Source organism: Bacteroides sp. GM023 (assembly GCF_014750685.1).
Taxonomy (GTDB): Bacteria; Bacteroidota; Bacteroidia; order Bacteroidales; family Bacteroidaceae; genus Bacteroides.
Genome location: NZ_JAAXGE010000001.1, coordinates 593982 through 614669, shown reverse-complemented (window position 1 = coordinate 614669; position 20688 = coordinate 593982). Strand labels below are relative to the sequence as shown.

The 20688-nt window shown below is 39.4% G+C and carries 17 protein-coding genes and 2 tRNA genes; 5 read left to right on the top strand and 14 right to left on the bottom strand.

What is annotated here, in order from left to right; genetic code table 11:
* Window positions 1–447: 447 nt before the first annotated feature.
* From HC965_RS02280 to HC965_RS02255, 6 genes are all read right to left on the bottom strand, one after another.
* Complete coding sequence (locus HC965_RS02280) at window positions 448–1959, bottom strand: tetratricopeptide repeat protein (RefSeq protein ID WP_191029903.1); 1512 nt, start codon at window positions 1957–1959, stop codon at window positions 448–450.
* 613 nt (window positions 1960–2572) lie between these two features.
* Complete coding sequence (locus HC965_RS02275; protein ID WP_191029902.1) at window positions 2573–4285, bottom strand: ATP-binding protein; 1713 nt, start codon at window positions 4283–4285, stop codon at window positions 2573–2575.
* 80 nt (window positions 4286–4365) lie between these two features.
* Window positions 4366–4986, bottom strand: a complete 621-nt coding sequence (locus HC965_RS02270; RefSeq protein WP_191029901.1) for a DNA-binding protein — start codon at window positions 4984–4986, stop codon at window positions 4366–4368.
* Window positions 4987–5256: 270 nt separating this feature from the next.
* Window positions 5257–7503, bottom strand: coding sequence for a hypothetical protein (locus HC965_RS02265; protein ID WP_191029900.1), 2247 nt, complete (start codon window positions 7501–7503; stop codon window positions 5257–5259).
* Window positions 7504–7606: 103 nt separating this feature from the next.
* A tRNA-OTHER gene (locus HC965_RS02260) sits at window positions 7607–7697 on the bottom strand.
* Between the two features lie 21 nt (window positions 7698–7718).
* A tRNA-Lys gene (locus tag HC965_RS02255) sits at window positions 7719–7840 on the bottom strand.
* Window positions 7841–8287: 447 nt separating this feature from the next.
* Between HC965_RS02255 and HC965_RS02250 the strand changes: the two genes are divergently transcribed.
* Window positions 8288–8863, top strand: a complete 576-nt coding sequence (locus HC965_RS02250; protein ID WP_191029899.1) for a GrpB family protein — start codon at window positions 8288–8290, stop codon at window positions 8861–8863.
* Between the two features lie 96 nt (window positions 8864–8959).
* A complete protein-coding gene (locus HC965_RS02245; RefSeq protein ID WP_191029898.1) occupies window positions 8960–9241 on the top strand; it encodes a hypothetical protein in 282 nt (93 codons plus the stop codon).
* Window positions 9242–9323: 82 nt separating this feature from the next.
* On the opposite strand, the gene rsgA is transcribed toward HC965_RS02245, so the two are convergent.
* From rsgA to HC965_RS02230, 3 genes are all read right to left on the bottom strand, one after another.
* Complete coding sequence (gene rsgA / locus HC965_RS02240) at window positions 9324–10379, bottom strand: ribosome small subunit-dependent GTPase A (RefSeq protein ID WP_191029897.1); 1056 nt, start codon at window positions 10377–10379, stop codon at window positions 9324–9326.
* Window positions 10376–11155, bottom strand: coding sequence for a class I SAM-dependent methyltransferase (locus tag HC965_RS02235; RefSeq protein ID WP_191029896.1), 780 nt, complete (start codon window positions 11153–11155; stop codon window positions 10376–10378). The genes rsgA and HC965_RS02235 overlap by 4 nt, the downstream gene beginning before the upstream one ends.
* Window positions 11156–11373: 218 nt before the next feature.
* Window positions 11374–12075 carry an SIMPL domain-containing protein gene (locus HC965_RS02230; protein ID WP_191029895.1) on the bottom strand — a complete coding sequence of 234 codons (702 nt, stop codon included), beginning with the start codon at window positions 12073–12075 and terminating at the stop codon, window positions 11374–11376.
* A gap of 274 nt (window positions 12076–12349) precedes the next feature.
* Between HC965_RS02230 and HC965_RS02225 the strand changes: the two genes are divergently transcribed.
* The gene (locus tag HC965_RS02225) at window positions 12350–12625 is read left to right on the top strand and encodes a putative quinol monooxygenase (RefSeq protein WP_191029894.1); all 276 of its coding nucleotides are present in this window, start codon (window positions 12350–12352) and stop codon (window positions 12623–12625) included.
* A 115-nt stretch (window positions 12626–12740) separates the two neighbouring features.
* Window positions 12741–13373 (top strand): hypothetical protein, encoded by a 633-nt coding sequence (locus HC965_RS02220; RefSeq protein WP_191029893.1) that lies wholly within the window; start codon window positions 12741–12743, stop codon window positions 13371–13373.
* 20 nt (window positions 13374–13393) lie between these two features.
* Here the strand turns inward: HC965_RS02220 and HC965_RS02215 are convergent, their stop codons facing one another.
* The 4 genes from HC965_RS02215 to HC965_RS02200 form a co-directional block, all read right to left on the bottom strand.
* Window positions 13394–13810 (bottom strand): pyridoxamine 5'-phosphate oxidase family protein, encoded by a 417-nt coding sequence (locus HC965_RS02215; RefSeq protein WP_191029892.1) that lies wholly within the window; start codon window positions 13808–13810, stop codon window positions 13394–13396.
* A gap of 81 nt (window positions 13811–13891) precedes the next feature.
* The gene (locus HC965_RS02210; protein WP_191029891.1) at window positions 13892–14716 is read right to left on the bottom strand and encodes a helix-turn-helix transcriptional regulator; all 825 of its coding nucleotides are present in this window, start codon (window positions 14714–14716) and stop codon (window positions 13892–13894) included.
* A 37-nt stretch (window positions 14717–14753) separates the two neighbouring features.
* Window positions 14754–16232 carry an ammonia-forming cytochrome c nitrite reductase gene (gene nrfA / locus HC965_RS02205; RefSeq protein WP_191029890.1) on the bottom strand — a complete coding sequence of 493 codons (1479 nt, stop codon included), beginning with the start codon at window positions 16230–16232 and terminating at the stop codon, window positions 14754–14756.
* Between the two features lie 35 nt (window positions 16233–16267).
* On the bottom strand, window positions 16268–18628 hold the full coding sequence (locus tag HC965_RS02200; RefSeq protein WP_191029889.1) for a HAMP domain-containing sensor histidine kinase: 2361 nt from the start codon (window positions 18626–18628) through the stop codon (window positions 16268–16270).
* A 189-nt stretch (window positions 18629–18817) separates the two neighbouring features.
* On the opposite strand from HC965_RS02200, the gene HC965_RS02195 reads away from it, so the two are divergent.
* On the top strand, window positions 18818–19372 hold the full coding sequence (locus tag HC965_RS02195; RefSeq protein ID WP_191029888.1) for a 3'-5' exonuclease: 555 nt from the start codon (window positions 18818–18820) through the stop codon (window positions 19370–19372).
* Between the two features lie 109 nt (window positions 19373–19481).
* On the opposite strand, the gene uxuA is transcribed toward HC965_RS02195, so the two are convergent.
* The gene (gene uxuA, locus HC965_RS02190) at window positions 19482–20651 is read right to left on the bottom strand and encodes a mannonate dehydratase (protein ID WP_191029887.1); all 1170 of its coding nucleotides are present in this window, start codon (window positions 20649–20651) and stop codon (window positions 19482–19484) included.
* Window positions 20652–20688 lie beyond the last annotated feature (37 nt).

Genomic DNA, 20688 nt, shown 5'->3' with positions numbered 1-20688 from the left:
TGGTTAATAGAATAGCGAGACAAATATACCGGTATGAAAAATAATCAGCAAATTATCGGTCTTAATATGTGTTATCTTCTTAAATCTCATGAGACTCAAATATTTCCTTGTCACGATATATTTCTCAGAACATCGAATTCCTAAACTTTCTAAGAATCAGTGACATTATTAAGCTCTTTCAAGTTTACAATTATTTTCTAAATAGATCACTTTATGGTACTAACATTTACATTAAAAGAATTCATGTTTATATATAAATTAAATCATAAACATCCACTTGTCCCCAAATAAGTGTAGATATATCCACCACAACGAAACCCTTTTTTATTCTCAATGATAATTCATAGGAGCTGAAAACTGCTACTAAACACTTTATAACACTCACTATAATCAAGAAAAATAAAGTTTAGCAAAACTTTCAATAAGAATGGTCAACAAAATAATCATTTATTTTTTAGCATTCCTTAATTCATTCTCCAACCCACTGATTCTTTGTTCTTGCTTTTTTATAAGCCTGTCATACCCATCAACATATATAGCACCACTAATTCCACTTGTTCGATCATTTTTCATTCTTTCATATTGCATATCCTGATTCTTCTTCATATCCTCTAATAAACGCTTTGCTTTATCAAGGTCATTCTGTATTTGAAGTTTTGTTCTACTTCCCGAACTATTGGTACTATTAAGAATATTGTTATTACTATAGCCTCCACCAAGGTTTTGTAGACTAGAGTTTAGAATTTGTAAAGCTTTTATTTGGTTTTCCAAATTGGCTTTGTAATACTCGTCTTCTTTGTTTCTGATTCTTCTACGAAGAGATGTTATTGCATCATCAACTTCCACTCGATCCGGATTCAAAGTCAAAACATTCCTATACTCTGCAATAGCATCATCAAAATATCCCATCTTCTCAAGAATCATTCCATGCAAATAATGATAATCTTCATTTTGAGAATTAATTGTAATTGCCTTTGTTATAAAAAAAACAGATTCTGTATATTTTCGTAAATTGCACAATATAGCTGCTTTATAATAATATGCAAGATCATCATTAGGAGATAATTGAATCAAACGATTTATATCTTTCAATGCTGAACTATATTCTCCCATATTATATTTAGCCACTGCTCTTCCAAAGTAAGAAGGAGCACACAAAGGAGACCTACTTAACGATTCTGTAAAACAATTGATTGCATTCATAAAATCTTTCTGTTGTATTAAAGCAAATCCTTTTTGATAGTATTCATCTTTTTCAACACCGATATACTGTGCTTCTAAACAGTCCATTTTAATTGCTTTGGCTGTAGATATAAGATTCCTCTTTATGTTGTCGGCATCCGCCAACAAATCTTGATTAAATGTATTTAATGCTTTTTTAAAAGCACCTAGAATAGAACCTTCTATGTAATTGAGAGGAAAACCATTATACAATCTACTACTCTTCTTACATGACGTATTATATCTATATGTTTTCACGATTTCATTATTCAAGTTTAGAATTTGTATTTCAATAGATTCTTCTGCCTTCGCATACGCTAATGGCATACCTAAGAAGAGAGGAACAGATAGAAAAAAACCATCTACAAAAGCTGGCCATAATGGATCTTTCAAAGTATAATCTAAAAGCTTACATCGTATATAGCCATAATGTTCATTTTCATCGAAAGGCTCTATTTTGCTCCTATAATTTGTTTCAAATGCCATTAGAGCATTCTCATATGAATCGTTATTTATATATCTATTATTTCTATTTTTATGCATATATACTTTCCGCGCATAAACTTCATCAAAAGATTCTTTATCTAAAATCAAAACTAGTTGTGGTATTTTTTTATACCGGATATCAATCCCCTTAGATTTAGTATCAGAAACTTTAATTGAAGTTCTACAGCTACACAAGAACAATACACAATATAAAGTTATCATCAAAATTGTAACAAGTCCTTTTTTACTCATAATCGTATATATTACATATCAATAACAAACTACTCTTCTACAAAAGTAACAGAATTAAGTATGAAGAAAAAATGTATTATTACGGTTTTAGGATTATACGATAGAATTCTATATTTAATTAGTCAAAAAACGTTCTTAAGTGGAAGAACTTTTTAGCCTATTAAACCTATAACCTTAAAATTAGAGTATTTTTAAATCCCCTTTTATCCACCTTCGATCTTTTTCTGTTCAATCTTGTATTCCCAATTTTAAATATCGTCAATTTGATAAATTATTTTAAATAAAGTCAACTTAGCATCAACCACTTTTTGCTAATTGCAACTCCGTTTTTTAGGAAAGAAACAATATGTTACAATACTGCTAGCAAGATTCACTACAGAATTATGAAAGACTCTGTGCTTTGAAAGGTCTTCACTACAAACATCAGTTGAGTAAGTCCCCCATCAACTGTTGAGCAAAATAAATTAACTCATTAGGAAAAAGATATGAATGTCATTAATAACAATACCCTCATATTTATCTTCCACTACATTCTCCCTCTATTAGTTAATAGAATAGCGGGGTAAATAATCGGAATGAAAAATAATCAGCAAATTATCAGACTTAATATGTGTTATACTTCCCAACATTTCCATCCCTTATTGGCACAGATGTAGACTACGTATGTCCGCACATTATAGTTAGGAAACTTTTTCTTTGTATCTTCTCCGTATCTTTTCACTTGCTCTATATGTTCGGTGAACGGCTGGGCAAGTGCTAACATTTTTTCCGCTTCTTTTGCACGATAGTATTTAAACTCTACGACACGGTCGTCCGTATAGTAATCCGTACCGGGAATACCGGTCATTTCAAAGTCTGACCGACCTACGGAATTATTCTGTTCGATAGCAAAAGTATAGCAACTGCTCAGATAACGTGACACCAGTTCATAAAAAGAACACCGGATAAAGTTTTCATTTATCTTATCAAAGACTTGCGCAGGGAATTGTCCTAAATATTGCTCAAAATAGTTCTGTACCAGTGGTTCCAAACTCCGATTGGAATCATATTTTCGATACACCGGAACATAACGCTGCGCATTGCCTTCTATCCTGTTCAATTGATTATAATAGTCCATATACACACTACGCATAGTCATATTGGGCAATGTTGTCACAAAATTATCTTTCAGTGTTGTCATTCCCAAATAGAACAGACTGATAGGATAAAATTCTTTATCAAAAAATTTCTTCTTATTAAACTTGCTGGCAAGGTCGGCTACATTATAAGATAGCTCATCATCAATAATCAATGCATCCAACATTGCTTTGGCATTATCCAGTGAAAGAGTCAGTCTACGAATCCAATTAATGTCCGTACGTAGATTTTCATCTACTAATTCATCGGGAATACTGCCGGCATTAGCTGCGAATTTCTTAAAGAAGTAAGTAAGGATAGTGGCATTAAATAATCTATCACCATTGGGACGGAAACGGTAACCATCATAGTTGCTTACAATTAGCTGCCAAATTTCATCAAAACGTTCCTGTCCCGTGGAATATTTATCAAGTACATAACGCAGATATATCTCTGTCTCTTCATATGTGAACCCAAGCATATTCAAAAAATTGGGTTCAAGAGTCAATATCTCCGCAATATTATATCCACTGGTCAAATCATCCATAGTGACAGGCAACACACCTGTACAAAAACAGGTACGAATGCTACCTTCTCCGATACCCTTTTTGATTACTTTAAAGAAAGTACGCAAAAAGCTGTCATTGGTGGTAACTTCTTCATAAAGTGGATCATTATAGGCAGTAAGTAACTGATTGGTGAAATTATCATATTCATCAATCAAAATATAAACTTTAGGCAGTTCGTGAGAGCGGGCATAGGTTAGTACTTCTTCCAACATTTTAGACGCATCTCCGCGACTGGTAAATTCAAAATCACCAAATAAATCACGATTATGTGCTACCATTACTTCTACCGGGCCACAATTCAAGTCACTAAAATTCTGTGCAAGTCCTTGAATGCTGTCTGACATTACCATTGCAGAGAAGTCATAACGGATTATCATATATTGATTGTGCTCCGGCGTAGGATGGTCGCCAATCCATGTGCCGCCAAACAGCTCTTCAAACCGATGCGCTTTCGTACGGTCGTAATAGCAAGCCAAGGTAGAAACTAACAGACTCTTTCCAAAACGACGTGGACGTAGAAAGACTGGAGCATTATAATCTTCAAGACACGAAATATATTTTGTTTTATCCACATAATAGAATCCACGTTCACGAAGATCTATAAAATCTGCCACTGCATAAGGAATCGTTATTCTTGCCATAATCAAACTGTTTTTTCTATAGACAAACAAAGGTACAAAATTGTTAGTAATAACACGAAGAAATCTTTGATTTGATTATATCATTCCTCCTGTTTCCAAACATAAAACACCGTCCTTCCCGCACCACGCTTACGAAGAATACCGTTCTTTATAAAAGCATTCAAATCATCAATCGCTTTCAATCGGGAAAGTCCGGTCAGTCGACTATATTCCAGTCGGGTAATACCGCCGTTACTTTTCAAAAATTCCTGTAACATCTGCTGGCGTTGTTCTATGGGAAACTCAACTTTACGGGGTGCGTGCTTAGATTTCTCCACACGTTCCAATTCCATTTCACGCCTTATTTTTCTTTTGAACTCTTTGGAAGTACGCAGATGTACGTTATCCAAGCTAATGGATTCCGAGCGAATATCCCGCTTATCCATAACTTTATTGGTACACTTCAAAGAAATACTGAGATGACCGAGTTCCCCAAGTTCAACGATGTGTCCTTCCGCAAGAGCTTCGGAAAGTTCATCTATTACAACTCCTACTACCGCATCTATTACGTTATAATTAAAAGTTTGGGAAGAACGGGCTACACGTTCCAAAAAATCTTTCCTTGAATAAGTTCCACTTGGGACGATGCGGGCATGAAGGGGTTGTTGTTCTCCTGTATTCTGAACATCCGGTGTTTCGTACAAATCATAATATGCGCTCATTAGCTTCTTTGTTTTATTGGGTTTATATATCTATCATCTTTTTCCCTGCGTTTAATCCTGTAAATGCAGGGATTTAACTCCAACTATACATATAATTAATCGTCTGACTATAGTTACCTTTTCGTCTGACTATAGTCATACGAAAGTTCAACTACAGTCAGACGAAAGAATCACTATAGTCAGACGATTAATCTATCGCATACAAAGGTACAACTTTATGCGATGCGACCTTTAAATCTAAAGAGGAAAAAGTTTATTCCTCTTTAGAAATTAATCACCTAACAGTAACTTAGTCACAGCAGCAGTATTCAATGCCCATTCACGGGTATATACTTCGTCCGCTTCCGGGGTATCAACCAACTTCAACTCCTGTGCCTGCGCTTTGATTGCCAACAGTTCACCTACGGTTGTTTTCGCTTCCAGTTTATCCAAGTACTTTTCGATAGCTTGTGTATCCAAAGAAAGCACAGTCTGTCCACCAAAAGGAACTTCCAGCCAAACGATTTCCCTTTCTTTCACTTTCAAGACTCCGAAAACAAGTCCTTTCTGTAAACTTTGGGAAACACGCACCTGATGCTGCACGCAAGAAGGGTCGTAAGCTACTCCTGTTCTCTCCGATATTTTCATAGGATAAGCCGAGTCCATCCAACCGACTACCAAATTAGGAGAGATAGTCCCGTTACTATACGCATTGCAAGTGAAAGCAACATACTGCGCACCTACACGGTTCAGTTCATTCAAATCCAGCTCGATATATTCCGCAGTACCTTTCTTGTCGGGGATGCTTCGGATATCTCCGCTATGCTTGGCGCCAATAGCCCGCAGGTTGAAGTAAGAACAAACTTCCGTCGTTGAAGGCAAAGTGATATGACAACTCAAGTCCATATCAAGATGCTGTGCCGGAAGCCCCTTTCCCCACTGCATGAACAATCGCACTTTATCCCCTTCTACCGGGAAACGTGTTCCCTGCAATGCACAGGAAGTATCCTGAATTGTTTCGCTACGGTCGCCGATAGACAACGGGATATGGAACAACATAGGATCAATATACATACTTTTGTTTTCACCTTCGGTAGCCGCGTTGGCGAAACGGGCAGCCACGACTTCCTTACACAAGTCCTGTACATCCTTCACCATTGCTTTCAGCTGCTCTTCCATATACAGCGCCACCAGGTAGTGCGGTTCTATCAAAAGAGCATTTCCTCCTAAAGGTTTCACCATTCTCTTACGTCCGGGTTCAAAGTAGTTCTCCGCATACATACCCAAAGTGACTACCAAACGTGCCGGCAACAAATGAACAACTTCCTTGAATGCAGCCAGCGTATCTTCCGGCCCGAACCAAAGCATATTGGCAAATAAGGAACGTGCAAACATACCCGGTCGTTGTTTCAACAGAGCGAATGTCTGTTCCGCATCCGCCTTCAAACGGTAGCGCTCCACTTCTCCCTGCCATACCATATATGCCTGGCAGTAGAATATATCCATCAACTCCTTCAGACTCTCAAATCCCGGCTTACGGGCATATTCCGCCAAACGCAATGCACGTATCATACGCACCCACATTTCTCTTTTCGGATGCATGGTTTCGCAGGACTTTTCGGGATTCATCGTCAGGTTGTTCAACCAAAGAGCCACCATCTTACATTCACGGCGGGTATATTTCAACTTCAGTTCCTCACGCTTCGCCTGAGCCGACGAACTACTTTTGTCCAAAGCTCCACACATATGCGCATTGTTTCTACCTGCCTTACGGATAATAGTCTTAGGCTCTATGATTTGCAGGAACCCGGTTTTCTTATACCACAGATAACGCAATATATCATTCGGAGTAGAGAAATAGATTTGCGCTTCCTGCGCCCTATCCTGCTCCACCAATGTATCTATCACCAGCATCAAAGTCTCCTTCATCTTGATGTTGACTGCCGGCAACGAAAGTTTGCCAAGCATTATCTTCAAGCTATCCACTTGCGTAGCGTCAAGAGCCGTACGCGATTCAAGCAAGTCGCAGAAGAAAGCATTCAGTTCCTTATCCTGCCAAAGTTCCAGGGTTTTCAGTTTGCTTCCCTGTCCGAAGTATTCCGTAGTGGCCGTTTGGAACGGAGTTCCGCAGAACGGGCAACCGTTGTACCTCTCCAAAGGGAATGTATTATCGGGAATCACGTGTCCGCAAGGGAGCTTCACGCCTTTCTTACTATTGAACAGATTGGCAATCCACGTAACCAAATGGTCTAAACCGGTTTCTCCGGTAGGTGTATCCCAACCTTTCACTAATGGAGCCCAGTTGAGCGCCACGCCCAAGGCTTCTTTCATTACTTGGAGAATCTCTACCTGTTGAGCCGGATGCAACTGATTGACGGCATGCAGCAGTTCTTCGGACAAAGTATATCCTACTTTACGGAGTTGGGCTACCAATGCTATGGTAGTCGAAGTCAACGCTTCCCGCTTTTTTTCTCCTTCTATCGAAGGCAAATAGATTGCATTCTGCCTGATAGATACTTTCAACAAATCTTTTTTCATACTTTGTGTTTTTTAAGTAAGGTAATCGGGAGACTGTGAATCAATGGAGCATTCCTGCAGTTTTTGAAGTAAGCCTTCCTTGACCTTAGTTTATAAAAAGAGGTAGAACAGGCCGGATTCGAACCAGCGATAACCACCGTTAAGAAGTAAGCCCCGGTTGACCTCATTTCAGATAATCCCGAAGCTACTGTCCTACCTCTATATTTATTTTTTTGTGGAGCAGGCCGGAGTCGAACCGGCGACAGTCACGGGATAGAAGTAAATCTTAATTGACCTTCTTTCATCAAGATAATCTCAAGATTAAAAGATGATGCTCTACCCACTGAGCTACTGCCCCTTTGCGAAACAGGAAAACGGATAATCGCACGAGTGATTTCCATACCTTAAAAGAGTTATTGAAGTAACCTGTACTTGACCTGTTTTTCTTGTTTCTTCGACAAAGATAGATGTAGTGGTGCGCAGCCTTTTTGCGTAACTAAAACTTTTTTGCTCTTTTGAAGAAAAAACAGTAAAAAAATGAATGAACGGGAGTTATTTTGCAGGAATACAGAAGAAAGACAGATACATATAGGTGATAAGCCAGCAGTTTTTATACTTTTGTAGGTAGTAGATATATTTTTATCTCCCTTCCAACAATAAATATTATGAAAAGAGCATTTATTTATAAAGATGAGAATAGAATGTCTAATTTTTAATTGAAAGAAAAAAATGAATATGCCGATAATGTGTGGCTAATCACTCAAAATGATTAGTCACATCTCATTAGCAATAATTGAGACATGATATGAAGAATAAAAAATTAATAGAATTGTCTTTAGAAGAACTTTGGCAATTATTCCCCATAGTCTTGACTGCACATCAAGATTGTTGGGAAAACTGGTATAATGAAGAAGCGGAATTACTGAAAGAGGAACTTCCCTATATTCAGCGTATTAGTCATATCGGTAGTACAGCTATCAAAGGGATTTGGGCAAAACCTATCATAGATATACTTATGGAAGTTCCAAGAGAAGAAAAACTCGACAACTTGAAAGACGCAATTGAAAGATGCGGCTATCTCTGCATGGCAGAAAATGAGAGTCGCATTGATTTCAATAAAGGTTATACTTTACAAGGATTCGCCGAACGGGTATTTCATCTGCACTTATGTTATGAAGGGGATAATGATGAATTGTATTTCAGAGATTATCTTCAAGCCAATATTGCCATTGCCAAAGAATATGAACGACTTAAACTTGATTTGTGGAAACAGTATGAGCATGACAGGAATACGTACACTTTCAGCAAAGGTGATTTCATAAAACAATATACGCAGAAAGGAAAACTGCTCTTTACAAGTAAATACGACAACAAACGATAAAAAGGCTCTTTATAAATCATCACAAAGTATTAATCGTTATCAATAGAAGATATGAAATAAAGAAAGAGGAATTATATATAAAAGAACAGACTAATAATGGGAAAAGAAGGAAAAATATATTGGCTAAAATCAGAAGAAGGTGGCTTAAAAGTTCCCCCGATACAAGAAATTTGTTATGCGGTAACTTTTTTGCCACAAATAAATCCTTCGTGGTGGAGTATAAAAGTGTTTTTGCTTGAACCCAACGAATATATAAGTGATTGTGAAGTATCTTTTTTATTCGAACATGCACCACATGATATTTTAAAATCAATTGATTTTTTAGATGTCTATGATGGCCCTAAAAAAGTGGCAACCATATATTTGCACGAAGCATAAAAACCAAAATCATGCACATATGGATATAAGTGAATATAAATAATGCAGGCATCCGGGGATACCTGCATCGTTTAAATAGAGATTAGCGATTTGCCTTGCGATTCTTTACTTCTTCTACGAGTTTTGTGAAGGATTTCTCCTTTTTACGTTTCTCATGTTCGGAAGCAGAGAAGTGCCATGCTTCCCGGCAAAGTTTTAAATAGCTAGCATAAACTTTATAGTCTAATGCACCGCTGTTGACCGCTTCTAAAACAGCACAACCGGGCTCGTTGATATGCTTGCAGTCTTTGAAACGACATGTTTCAGCATAGTCGGAGATTTCCAGTACTTCAGCCAATGAATCGGGATTGTCAATAGCCAAGCCAAATTCACGAACACCCGGAGTGTCGATTAAAACACCCGAATCGCCCATCAATACCATTTCCCGACGGGTCGAAGTGTGTCGTCCTTTTCCCGTGGACAGGCTTATATCAGAGGTTAACAACACAGATTCTTCACAAAGGGCATTCACCAAAGAGCTTTTCCCAACACCTGAAGAGCCGACAAAGACAACTGTTTCGCCTTTTGATATGGATTCTCGCAGCCGGAGAATCGTTTGAGGCTGATGGATACTCGTAAAAAATACGGGTATCTGACTGGCAATATGCTTAATCTGTTCTTCTATACTCTGATTGTCAAAGACTAAATCAGCTTTATTGAGTATCAATACGGGACTGATCTTTTCTTCCAATATCTGAGCCATAAACCGTTCTACTCTGCGGACATTGAAATTATCATCAAGACTTTGCACAATAAATGCCTTATCGACATAAGAAGCTATGGCTTGCTTATCGGCAACTGTTCCATTTTTCTTGCGATATAATGTCCGTTCACGAGATAACATATCAACTATAATCCCTTTATTCTCATCGAATGGTTGAAAGATTACCCAATCACCTGTGCAGGGCAATTCATGTTCCGATTTCCCATACATCATGTTTCCTGTGAATTCACACTGAAACAAGCCATTTTCTGAAACTACGTCGTAGCATGTCCGGTGAACTATAGATACGCGACCATGAATCAGTGCACTGTATGTTGACTCTTGTTTTAGTTGGGCTAGCATCTCATTCCAACCGTAAATATTCAAATTTATCATTGTTCTATCTTTTTTGCGATGAAGAATACATAACCGTAGAATTCCTTATACTTACTGTATAACTCTTCTTCATAATGTTGGAACTTTATCAGTTCCTCAACGGTTTTATTTCCTGCATGCTGATGAATAAAAATCTCCCGGGCTTTAGCCAGTGGAGCGAAATAATGCTCTGTCCAGCAAGTCTCCGGCAGGATAAAGGTAGCAACGGGAATATACCCGGCTTTCTGAATTTGGGCTACTTTATTGGGAATCGTATCTATCTCCGAATAGGCTTCCATCCAAAAATTATGAATCTCCGCCGGACGTTCCGCGGTAAACCACGCACTTTCAGAAACTGCGATATATCCTCCTGTTTTCAAGTATTTGCGCCACTCGTTCAGACCTCGTTCAAAGCCGATATTATAGATAGCTCCTTCGCACCAAATCAGGTCTAGTTCTTCTTCCCGAAAATGCAGGTTGTCCATTGAACCAACGATGCCTTTCACTCTATCCTGAAGATTCAGTTTACCGGCATTCGTATTGAACCGGTCAATAAATCCCGGGAAAAAGTCGATTCCTGTGATGTGTCCCGGCGTATGTTGTGCCAGGTTCATCGTCTGTCCGCCTGTTCCGCAGCCAAGATCAGCAATCATGGATTGGTCGGTGAGGTTATCTATAAAACTTAATGCTTTAAGGGTTGCTTCGGGGCTTCCCGGACCTTGACGTTCTGTATTTAAAAAGAAATTGCAAATTAAATCTACGTCGATTCCGTGAATTGTATTATTTTCGTTATTCATTATCGTAATGTATATAGGGCGTACACGTTGGAAGCATAACAATGCCTTTTTCGCCATTGTACGCCAGTTAAAAATTGAAATTATAAAGACACAAAGAATACCCTCGAAAGGAATTATCCGAGAGTAAAGGAAGGGACAATCCGTGTCAGAGACACAGACTGTTTACTAAACCAAATCCGATTTATTATTTTTTGTCATGCGACAAAGATAGACTTTTTTTATTTAATAGCAAAACGGGCGGTCATTTCATATCTTAGTTTGATGACACGATACTGTTCGGTAGCTGCCGTACCCATGCTGACATTGCTCTGTGCCTGAAAAGGAAGATAACGGCTTATGTTATTGTCGGCAGGTTCGATGATACGAATAACTTCACCCAACTGCTGCCCCATTGCTTCCACCAAATAAGATGCTTTCTCACGGGCTGCTTTCAATGCTTCAATCTTCCCCTGTTTCCTGTACATCGGCAAATCCTGATGTTTCAGTTCGCCGATACGCATGGACTCAATTCCCCATGTATTGACTGAACGGATAATGGAATTGATTTGCTCAAAATTTGTGAGCCGGATATCCAGTTGCTTGCCTATCAGAAATTCCTTTCCTCTCTGACGCCAATAGTCCCCTACTTCCTGTGTACGGATAGCCTCATCCGATATTCCTATTTTACGCAAACTTTTACGCAAATCTTTCTCTATCATAGCCAATGGAACTTTGGTCCGGAAATCTTCTTCTTTCGTTGATTTACCGGTATATTCTTCTTCCCAATATTCCTTTATCTGAATCAGAAAATGTATTTCATCCGGCACGACTTCTATCTCTGAAGAACCGGTCACTTCAATATATCTTCCGTCACTTTCCTGAGCATTCATAACTACACTCCATGCAAACAAAGCAAAAGCCAATAAAAATACTTTTTTCATATCTTCGATTATTATAGTGTTACACTTTCTTCATACCATCATTTCACAAAGCTATAAAAAAAATCCATAATACAGACTTTATCCTAAGATATCCAGCAGACACTTTCTATGTATCAAAATAATATCTTCCATAATTGTTTTTTTATGATTGTATGACGTTTTGGTGAAATTTAAAGAACAAGCTAGCCGGAAATGCGCAAAAACACTATCTTTGCCTACGATTTATTCACAGAGATGTGATAAAGTAATTTTCAATCATTTAATAATAAAGGCTATGATAAGATTAAATGTTTTTGTCCGTGTAAGCGAGACAAACCGCGAAAAAGCGATTGAAGCAGCTAAGGAACTGACTGCTTGTTCTTTGAAAGAAGAAGGATGCATTGCTTATGATACTTTCGAAAGCAGTACCCGTCACGACGTTTTCATGATTTGCGAAACATGGCAGAATACTGAAGTACTGGCAGCTCACGAGAAATCTCCTCATTTTGCCAAGTACGTAGGTATCATTCAGGAATTAGCTGAAATGAAACTGGAGAAGTTTGAATTCTAAATGAATCACGGAGAATAGATGTACTATCTATCCAACTACTAGAAAGAGAGAAACGCTCCTTCTTTAGAAAGGAAGTGTTTCTCTCTTTTTTCTTTCAGACCTTATAATTGAATATATGAGAACAACAAAGATAAGTGTACTTGCCATCTTATTAATCTGTGCTATCTACAGCTATGGACAAGAGGAGCAATATCAACCTCGTTTGAAGTCCGATACTATTTGTGTCAAGAATTGTCCGCCCGCTTATAAAGGTTATCATCAATTATGGGGATATGTCGTTTCCAATTATTATACAGTCATCGACAGCCTTTCGTATGGCAATACATATGTGGCGACTTTATCTCCTGTTACAATGACACCCGAAACCCTGGATAACGGGCAATCTATCTACTCCGACCGCTTATTGCTTATCAAGCACGATGGAAAGAAAAATGTATATGATAATGTCATTTCGAATGAAACCTATTCAACGCCGGATATTTGTTGCGAAAGGTTAGAAAGAAGCGATTCGGGATTTAGCCTGGGGCTTTCTGCAGGAATGGGCTGGAAGATTTATTATCAGATTGATATTGTCATGGAGAATGGTATTCCTTATATCGCAGAAATCAGATATTTCGAGCATAATAGTTCAGGAACTTATCAAAGGGAAACGACCTGTTCATACCCCGAACATACGGAATTTCCACTACAGGAGTATGACCGGACAATCCCGGAACAGATACGTGCAGGACATACTCCTTTTTTATAGTTTCTGTGTATGCAGGACAGCTAATCTATCTTTTTATGGATAAATGTCCCGTTAATCCAGTAGGTCGCATGATTTGATGTAAATTTCAGTAATACGTAATTCGGGTCAGTCGGACCACCGGGAAAATGGTTGATAAACCAATCCTGCCACAGTGCCAGCTTCTGCTGTTCATCCGTTACGACTTCCACTTCTCCTGTCAGCACCACACTGTCTCCTTTTTCATTAAAGCAAAGACCTGCTTTCGGATTGGCATGAAAATCAATAGTTTTCCAGGAATCCGCTCCGGTTGACATCCAAATGGTAGAGATACCTTCTGTTGCAATCTTGCTCATTGGCACGGGACGGGGATATCCCTCTTTATTTACAGAAGCAAGCACTACAACTTCACATCTCTGCAACAACTCGGTCGCTTTCTCTTTCATTGTTTTTGTTGACATAATCTTATTGGATTTATATTACGGTTGCAAAGATAACGGCGTGAAGTTCTTTTCTATTGTAAAAAATCGACTTTTACCAGCCTATCTTCCTGATTCGATATAGGTCAGCGTAGTATCTTCCGGCACGGTAAGCGAAAGAAATGACGTGGGAGTACTGCCCGACAAGGACTTAATCTCTTTTGAAAAATGCGCCAAATCGTAATATCCCGCATTAATCGCCGTAGTCAGCAGATTGGAAGGTGTGGTATTTCTCAAGAGTTCTACGGCATTCTTGAATTTGATAATGCGGCTGTACTCTTTAGGAGTGTATCCGGTGTAATACTTGAACTTTCGTTCGAAATGACGCTGGCATAAACAAACTTCGTCCATCAGGCTGCGGACTGAACGTTTGCCGCCAGACTGGTTAATCATATTTACCGCCATGGCGACATGGGAATCGGCAGACTGGTAATGACGAGCCAAATATGCCAGTAGATATCCTTCCACCAACCGTATCCGTCCCTCTATGTGCTCCTGCTCGCATAGCCTTTCAACAAAAGTGTCATCAAAAACAGCCCTCATCTCCCCTGTATTGATTCTGCTGTTCACAAACTCATGCAAAGGCAGTTTGGTGAAGCAGGACAATCCGCAAGGCAGAAAGCGGATACCAAACATATGAACAGACTCAGCATAAGTGACCAGTTCGGAGAATTTTGTCATCGGTCCTACAAAGTAAGAACGATAAGGTTGCATAATCAGGCTCTCCTTTTCCACTGCCTCAGCTACCTCTCCCAACGTAAAAATAAAATCGGTACAGCCATCCGGCAGGATATGGATACGCATACCATATTCCGGAGTACCTTTCAGTTCCCAATAATTATCAATATAGGGAGAAAGCAAATGAGAGGGATGATATTCAGTGTACATTGATCTGTTTTGCAGGCAAATATAGCGAAAATAAATTCTAATTCGCTATGCGTCCGTTTGCCTTTGCTTTCTGAAGCCATTCAGGAACGACTTCTTTCAGGAATTTTTCTTTTGCAGCTCTTTCAGCAGGTATATCCAAACCGATATATTGCTGCGCCTTTTCCTTTGTTGAAAGGTCAGGAAGCGGGACATCATCTGTATATCCGTGCGATACCAGGGTTTTGCTGATAGCCATACGTGCCTGAAATGCCTTATTCAATCCATGACCTAAAATACGCATTGTTTCCTGCGGAGCATGAAAAGAACCGCCATGAGAGGAAACGCCAAAATCCCATCTCCATTGTGCCTGGCGAATCAACTGCAAAACGTTTTTCATTTCGTTTTCAGTAGCTCCTTTATCCCAGGCAAATTTAGCTTCGATGTGTGCCCTAGTCAATTCTATTTCTAAAAGGGCACGCAGTTCATTTGCCTTTCGCTGACGTTCATATACATTTTTACAGAGCGTTTCCTTGTTGTCGCGATGGCAAGTCTGACAAGTACGTTCAGTCACAGCTAACGGATTCTGAATATGATGGTCGCTGTATTTTATTCCGCCTTCGTCATTGTAAGGCATATGACAGTCGGCACATGACACACCGCGTTGACCGTGAATGCCCATTTGGTAAATCTCATAGTCTGGATGCTGCGCCTTCAGTATAGGAGCACGGCTCAACTTATGAATATAGTCAGTAAATCCGATTTCATCATAATACTTCTCTAAATCTTCGACAGTGAAACCTTTATCCCAGGGATAAGTCGGATATTTTATATCACCTTTGAAATAATATTCCGAATGACACTGGGCACAGACCAATGAACGCATCTCTTGCGGGGTAGCTTTCGCGATGTCTCTGCCCTGACGTTGAAAGGCTTCGACAAGTGACGGGCGACTGATATGTAGCTTCATATTCTTAGGTTCATGGCAATCGACGCATCCGATGGGATTTACAATTTCCGCTCCCCATGTAGCCCACTTATTATTATAAAAGGAATCCACCCCGATAACTGCCACCATACGGGGAACATCGGGACTTTTACACATCCAGCAGCTTGCAGGCTGAGGACCGTCATCAGCATGCATGGGAGCACCGGTACGAAGCGAATGTCTTAAATCATCCACAGCATACATATGTCCGCGTGGTGAAGTATAATCTTTAGAAAAAGCATAGCCGGCCCATAAAACGACCATTTCGGGATGCTGTGCCAAAACATCAATAGATATCCTTCCATTCATATCGTTGCGCAAATCGTTTGATGTGGTATCTACCCACGTCTTATATTCACGAAGATAGTTATCGGAGAAGAGAGAACTGCGTGCTTCTATTCCGGTTATCTCTGTCTTTTTGTTATAAACCACATCTACGACTTCCGTCCTGTGTTCCATCAAGAATGAAATGACTACCCCCAACGTAAAAACAATAACCATTGCAAGACCGAACAATAACCACCCCTGCCAGGGTTTTAATATTTCTTTCATTCCTTATTTTCTTTTTAGATACCTCGTTTACTGTATTAAATCAAACTTGCCAAAGATAAAACGACGGAGAAGCAACTACCTTTTCCTACTTCGGAATGTACTTCTATACGACCAGCCAACCGCTCTATAATCACCTTGGAAATGGAAAGTCCCAAACCACTCCCCTGCTCAAATTCATCGGTCTTGTAGAAGCGGTCAAAAATCATCAGAAGTTCTTTATCGTCAATTCCTTTGCCAGTATCTTTTACGTAGATACAAACTTCCTGATGTACTTTATCTATTTTACATCCCAAAGTAATCGTTCCTTCTTTGGTAAACTTATTTGCATTATTCAGGAAGTTGGAGATGACTTGCGTAAAACGTAAGCTGTCGATATTGACTGGTAAGGAAACAGTCTCGTCCAGTTCGAGAAGAAAATCCAATGAAGGCTGAATCAGTGCTTGATAAGTCATATAAATCTCCTTCACTGTTTTCGTAATGTCGCACTCCTTGATGTCAAAGGATAAGTTTCCTGAATCCAAACGGGATATTTCCAATACATCATTCACCAGCTTCAAAAGCAATTCATTATTACTATTGATAATTTCAAGCATAGACATCTTTTCTTCCGGTTCTATTTCGTCAGCTCCTTCGCCTATCAGCAGGTTGGTGAAACCTACAATAGCATTGAGTGGCGTGCGGATTTCATGGCTCATGTTGTTCAGGAACGATTGTTTCAGTTCGGCCTTTTCCGCTATCTGTTTCGCTAGTACCAACTGGTGTTCATGTTCTACCAGTTTCTGAATATTCTGCATGATACCGGCAAGCATAATCTCTCCTTTGGCATCTTTCAGGCTACTGCATCGTAGTTCGTACCATTTGTAATCTGCGCCCTCTTTTCCAAAACAGAAACGTATTCGCTGTATTTGCATACCGGGAGATGCATGCATGGTTTCATAGAATGAATCAAGTAATTGCGTATCGTCAGGATGAGTATATTTCATAATATCCTCTTTGGCGAATCTCCGTTGTTCCAATCCGACCAACTGTACATAATTCTCGTCAAATTCGAGAACACCCTCCTGAATATTCCAAAGAGAGATTTTACCTCCATCCACAGAAAGCGTTAACCGCTTGTGGACTTCCTTCAACATTTGAAGATTCCTGCGTTCTATCAATGAACGCCGATAGGTGCGCAACAGACTGATGATAACCAAAATAAAGGAAATGACGAACAATCCGCCCAGTATATAAAGTTCTTTCCGGTAACGGTCATAAAACGGATAGTTGATAATGCGGACATCTTTCGGAACGTTGCTGATGCTACCTGCATATTCGGAAAAATACATCCAGTCCAGTACATATTCTTTTTCCAAATCCCTTATTTTAGGCATTCCTATCTTCTCTTTCTTCAAAAGACGTGTTGCAAGGTTGGCGGTAGTTTTTGCCGAAATGCCTTCTGTCGCCATATATCCACCTACAATCTTAGCATTTTCACCAAACCCTTCACGAATACAACTAAAAGAAGGAATATTCAAGGCAGTTACTATCGGAATGGCCATCATATCTAATTTGTCCAGCAAGAACGCTTGATTTTTCTTCCCTCTTTTTGATTCTTCCAGCATGACCAATAGGGAAGCGCCCCTTATATAACGAAAAGGAAATAGACTTATAGTTAATCCGTTTCCATTAGTGCTACCATTTACCAATCCGGGAGTCAGATTGAAATATTCAATCATTTCCGTCAAATGCTTATAATCACACTCTTGTACAAATGCTTTTTGATAGCCCAGGAATCTTACATTTTTCCTGTCAACAACCTTAGAGAGTTTATCGAAAGATTTATGTCCGAGGTAAGTCAGGTCTATGTTATAAATAATCTCCGTAGCGTTATGGGGATACAGTGTTTTAATAAAATCAATGTTACGTTTCAGGTCAGGGCTGTCACGCAATACATATACTTTCTTCGAATCGTATTCTTCTATCAGTTCTTCATTGGGAAAACGTACGTTACAAGCTACTATGGGAATGGAAGATAGCAACCGATGGCGGGTGGATAATAAAGAATAGGTTGCCTGGTCGCCAATGGACAGAATAAGGTCTGTGGATTTATTCTCAAGTAGTTCGAGATACTTCCGTATATGTTCTATTTCTTCTTTCTCATTAAATTTATCACAATTAAGATAGAACTTATCAAATATGGCATCTATTCCCTGTTGGCGGAACTCCTGAGCTAATAATTTCTCTAGATTTTTATTGCCGGCATCATTTGGGGATTGAGAATAAATAAGGGAGATACGCTTGGGTGTCAGATTGTTAGTGACGAGCCAATTTTTGTAGTTTAGTCCACCTACAAAAACAAACAATGAAAGAATGAATATTAAAACGTATTTAAGCTTAAAGTATGTTTTGTCCATGTCTTTTGTTTATGTCGAGCAAAAATAGTATAAATTCTATAAAAGAGGACTGTTTTATTGAGAATATTTTCCAAAAGTTCGTTTTAATTCATTTTTGGGTAAAACTATCTGTTTGTCAATCCTGTTACTATATTTTCTCCAACCTCATTTTTTTATACTATCTTTGTATCTGAAAAAACAACAGAAGCGATGAAGAACTTTGCAGCTATCGACTTTGAAACAGCCAACGGCAAACGTACCAGCGTATGCAGTGTCGGCGTCGTCATCGTAAGGGGCGGTAAGATTGTGAATAAAATCTATCGTCTGATTCGTCCTGCTCCTAATTATTACACGCAATGGACAACGGCTATTCACGGATTGACTTATGACGATACGATAGAAGCGGAAGATTTTCCCGATGTATGGGCTGAAATAAAGCCGTTGATAGACGGATTGCCGCTTGTTGCCCACAACAGTCCTTTTGACGAAGGCTGTCTCCGGGCGGTTCACGAATTGTATGACATGAATTATCCTGATTATAAGTTTTATTGTACCTGTCGCACTTCAAGGAAAGTTTTCGGTAAAGATTTGCCCAATCATCAGTTGCATACGGTGGCAGAACGATGCGGATATAGTCTGGAGAATCACCACCACGCACTTGCGGATGCAGAGGCTTGCGCACAAATAGCCTTGCTTATTATTCCCGAACCGAAAAAGCCTAAAAAGGAGGTGGTAGACACCCATATCGGAGATTTATTTGATTAATCCATTTCCTATTCAGAGAAAAAAGATAAATAAAAAACACTACAACTATTATTTCAATCAATAATAGCCGTAGTGTTTTTTATTATAAAGTGCTAATTATGTACTTCGATTAGAGGATAGACTTAGCGATACCCATTTCAAGACCACGAAGTTCTGCTAATCCGCGAAGGCGGCCTAAGCAAGAATATCCCGGGTTTGTTTTCTTCTTCAAGTCATCAATCATCTGATGTCCGTGGTCGGGACGCATAGCGATAGAGCATTTACGACGCTGTTGCAGAAGAATAAGACTCTTCATTACGTTGTACATGTCTACGTTTCCTTCCAGGTGGTTAGCTTCGTAGAAGTTTCCTTCTTCGTCACGCTGTGTGCTACGTAAGTGTACGAAGTTCACACGGTCACCGAAACGCTCCATCATGCCGGCAAGGTCATTGTCAGCACGTACTCCGAAAGAACCTGTGCACAGGCAAAGACCATTGGATTCGTTAGGAACGGCTTCAATCAGTTTCTTAAAGTCTTCTTCCGTACTCAAGATACGTGGCAGACCTAAAATCTGATAAGGAGGATCGTCCGGGTGAATCACCAACTTCACTCCTACCTCATCGGCAACAGGAGCAATTTCTTTCAAGAAGAAAATCAAGTTGGAACGAAGTTTTTCAGCATCAATGTCGTCGTAACGATCCAATGCTTCCTGGAACTGTTCTACTGTGAAGCTTTCTTCAGAACCCGGAAGTCCGGCAATCATATTGCGAACCAACAGTTTCTTGTCGTCTTCGCTCATTTGCTCGAAACGGGCTTTTGCTTTGGCGATTTCTTCAGGAGTATAGTCTTTTTCCGCATTCGGACGTTTCAGGATGAAAAGGTCGAAAGCTACGAAAGCCGCTTTTTCAAAACGAAGGGCTTTAGAACCGTCGGGCATTGTATAGGCAAGGTCGGTACGTGTCCAGTCCAATACAGGCATGAAGTTGTAGGTTACTACCATTACGCCGCATTTTGCCAGGTTACGGATGCTTTCTTTATAGTTTTCGATATATTTCAGATAGTCCCCGGTCTGCGTCTTGATATGTTCGTGTACAGGTACACTTTCCACAACAGACCATGTCAGACCCACTTCTTCAATCATTTGCTTACGCTTCATGATTTCTTCTACTGTCCATACTTCGCCATTCGGAATGTGATGGAGAGCATTTACTATACCGGTAGCGCCTGCCTGCTTAATATCCCACAAGCTTACTGGGTCGTTAGGACCGTACCAGCGCCAAGTTTGTTCGCATAAATACATACTATTATTAAATTAAGAATTGAAAATTGAGAATTAA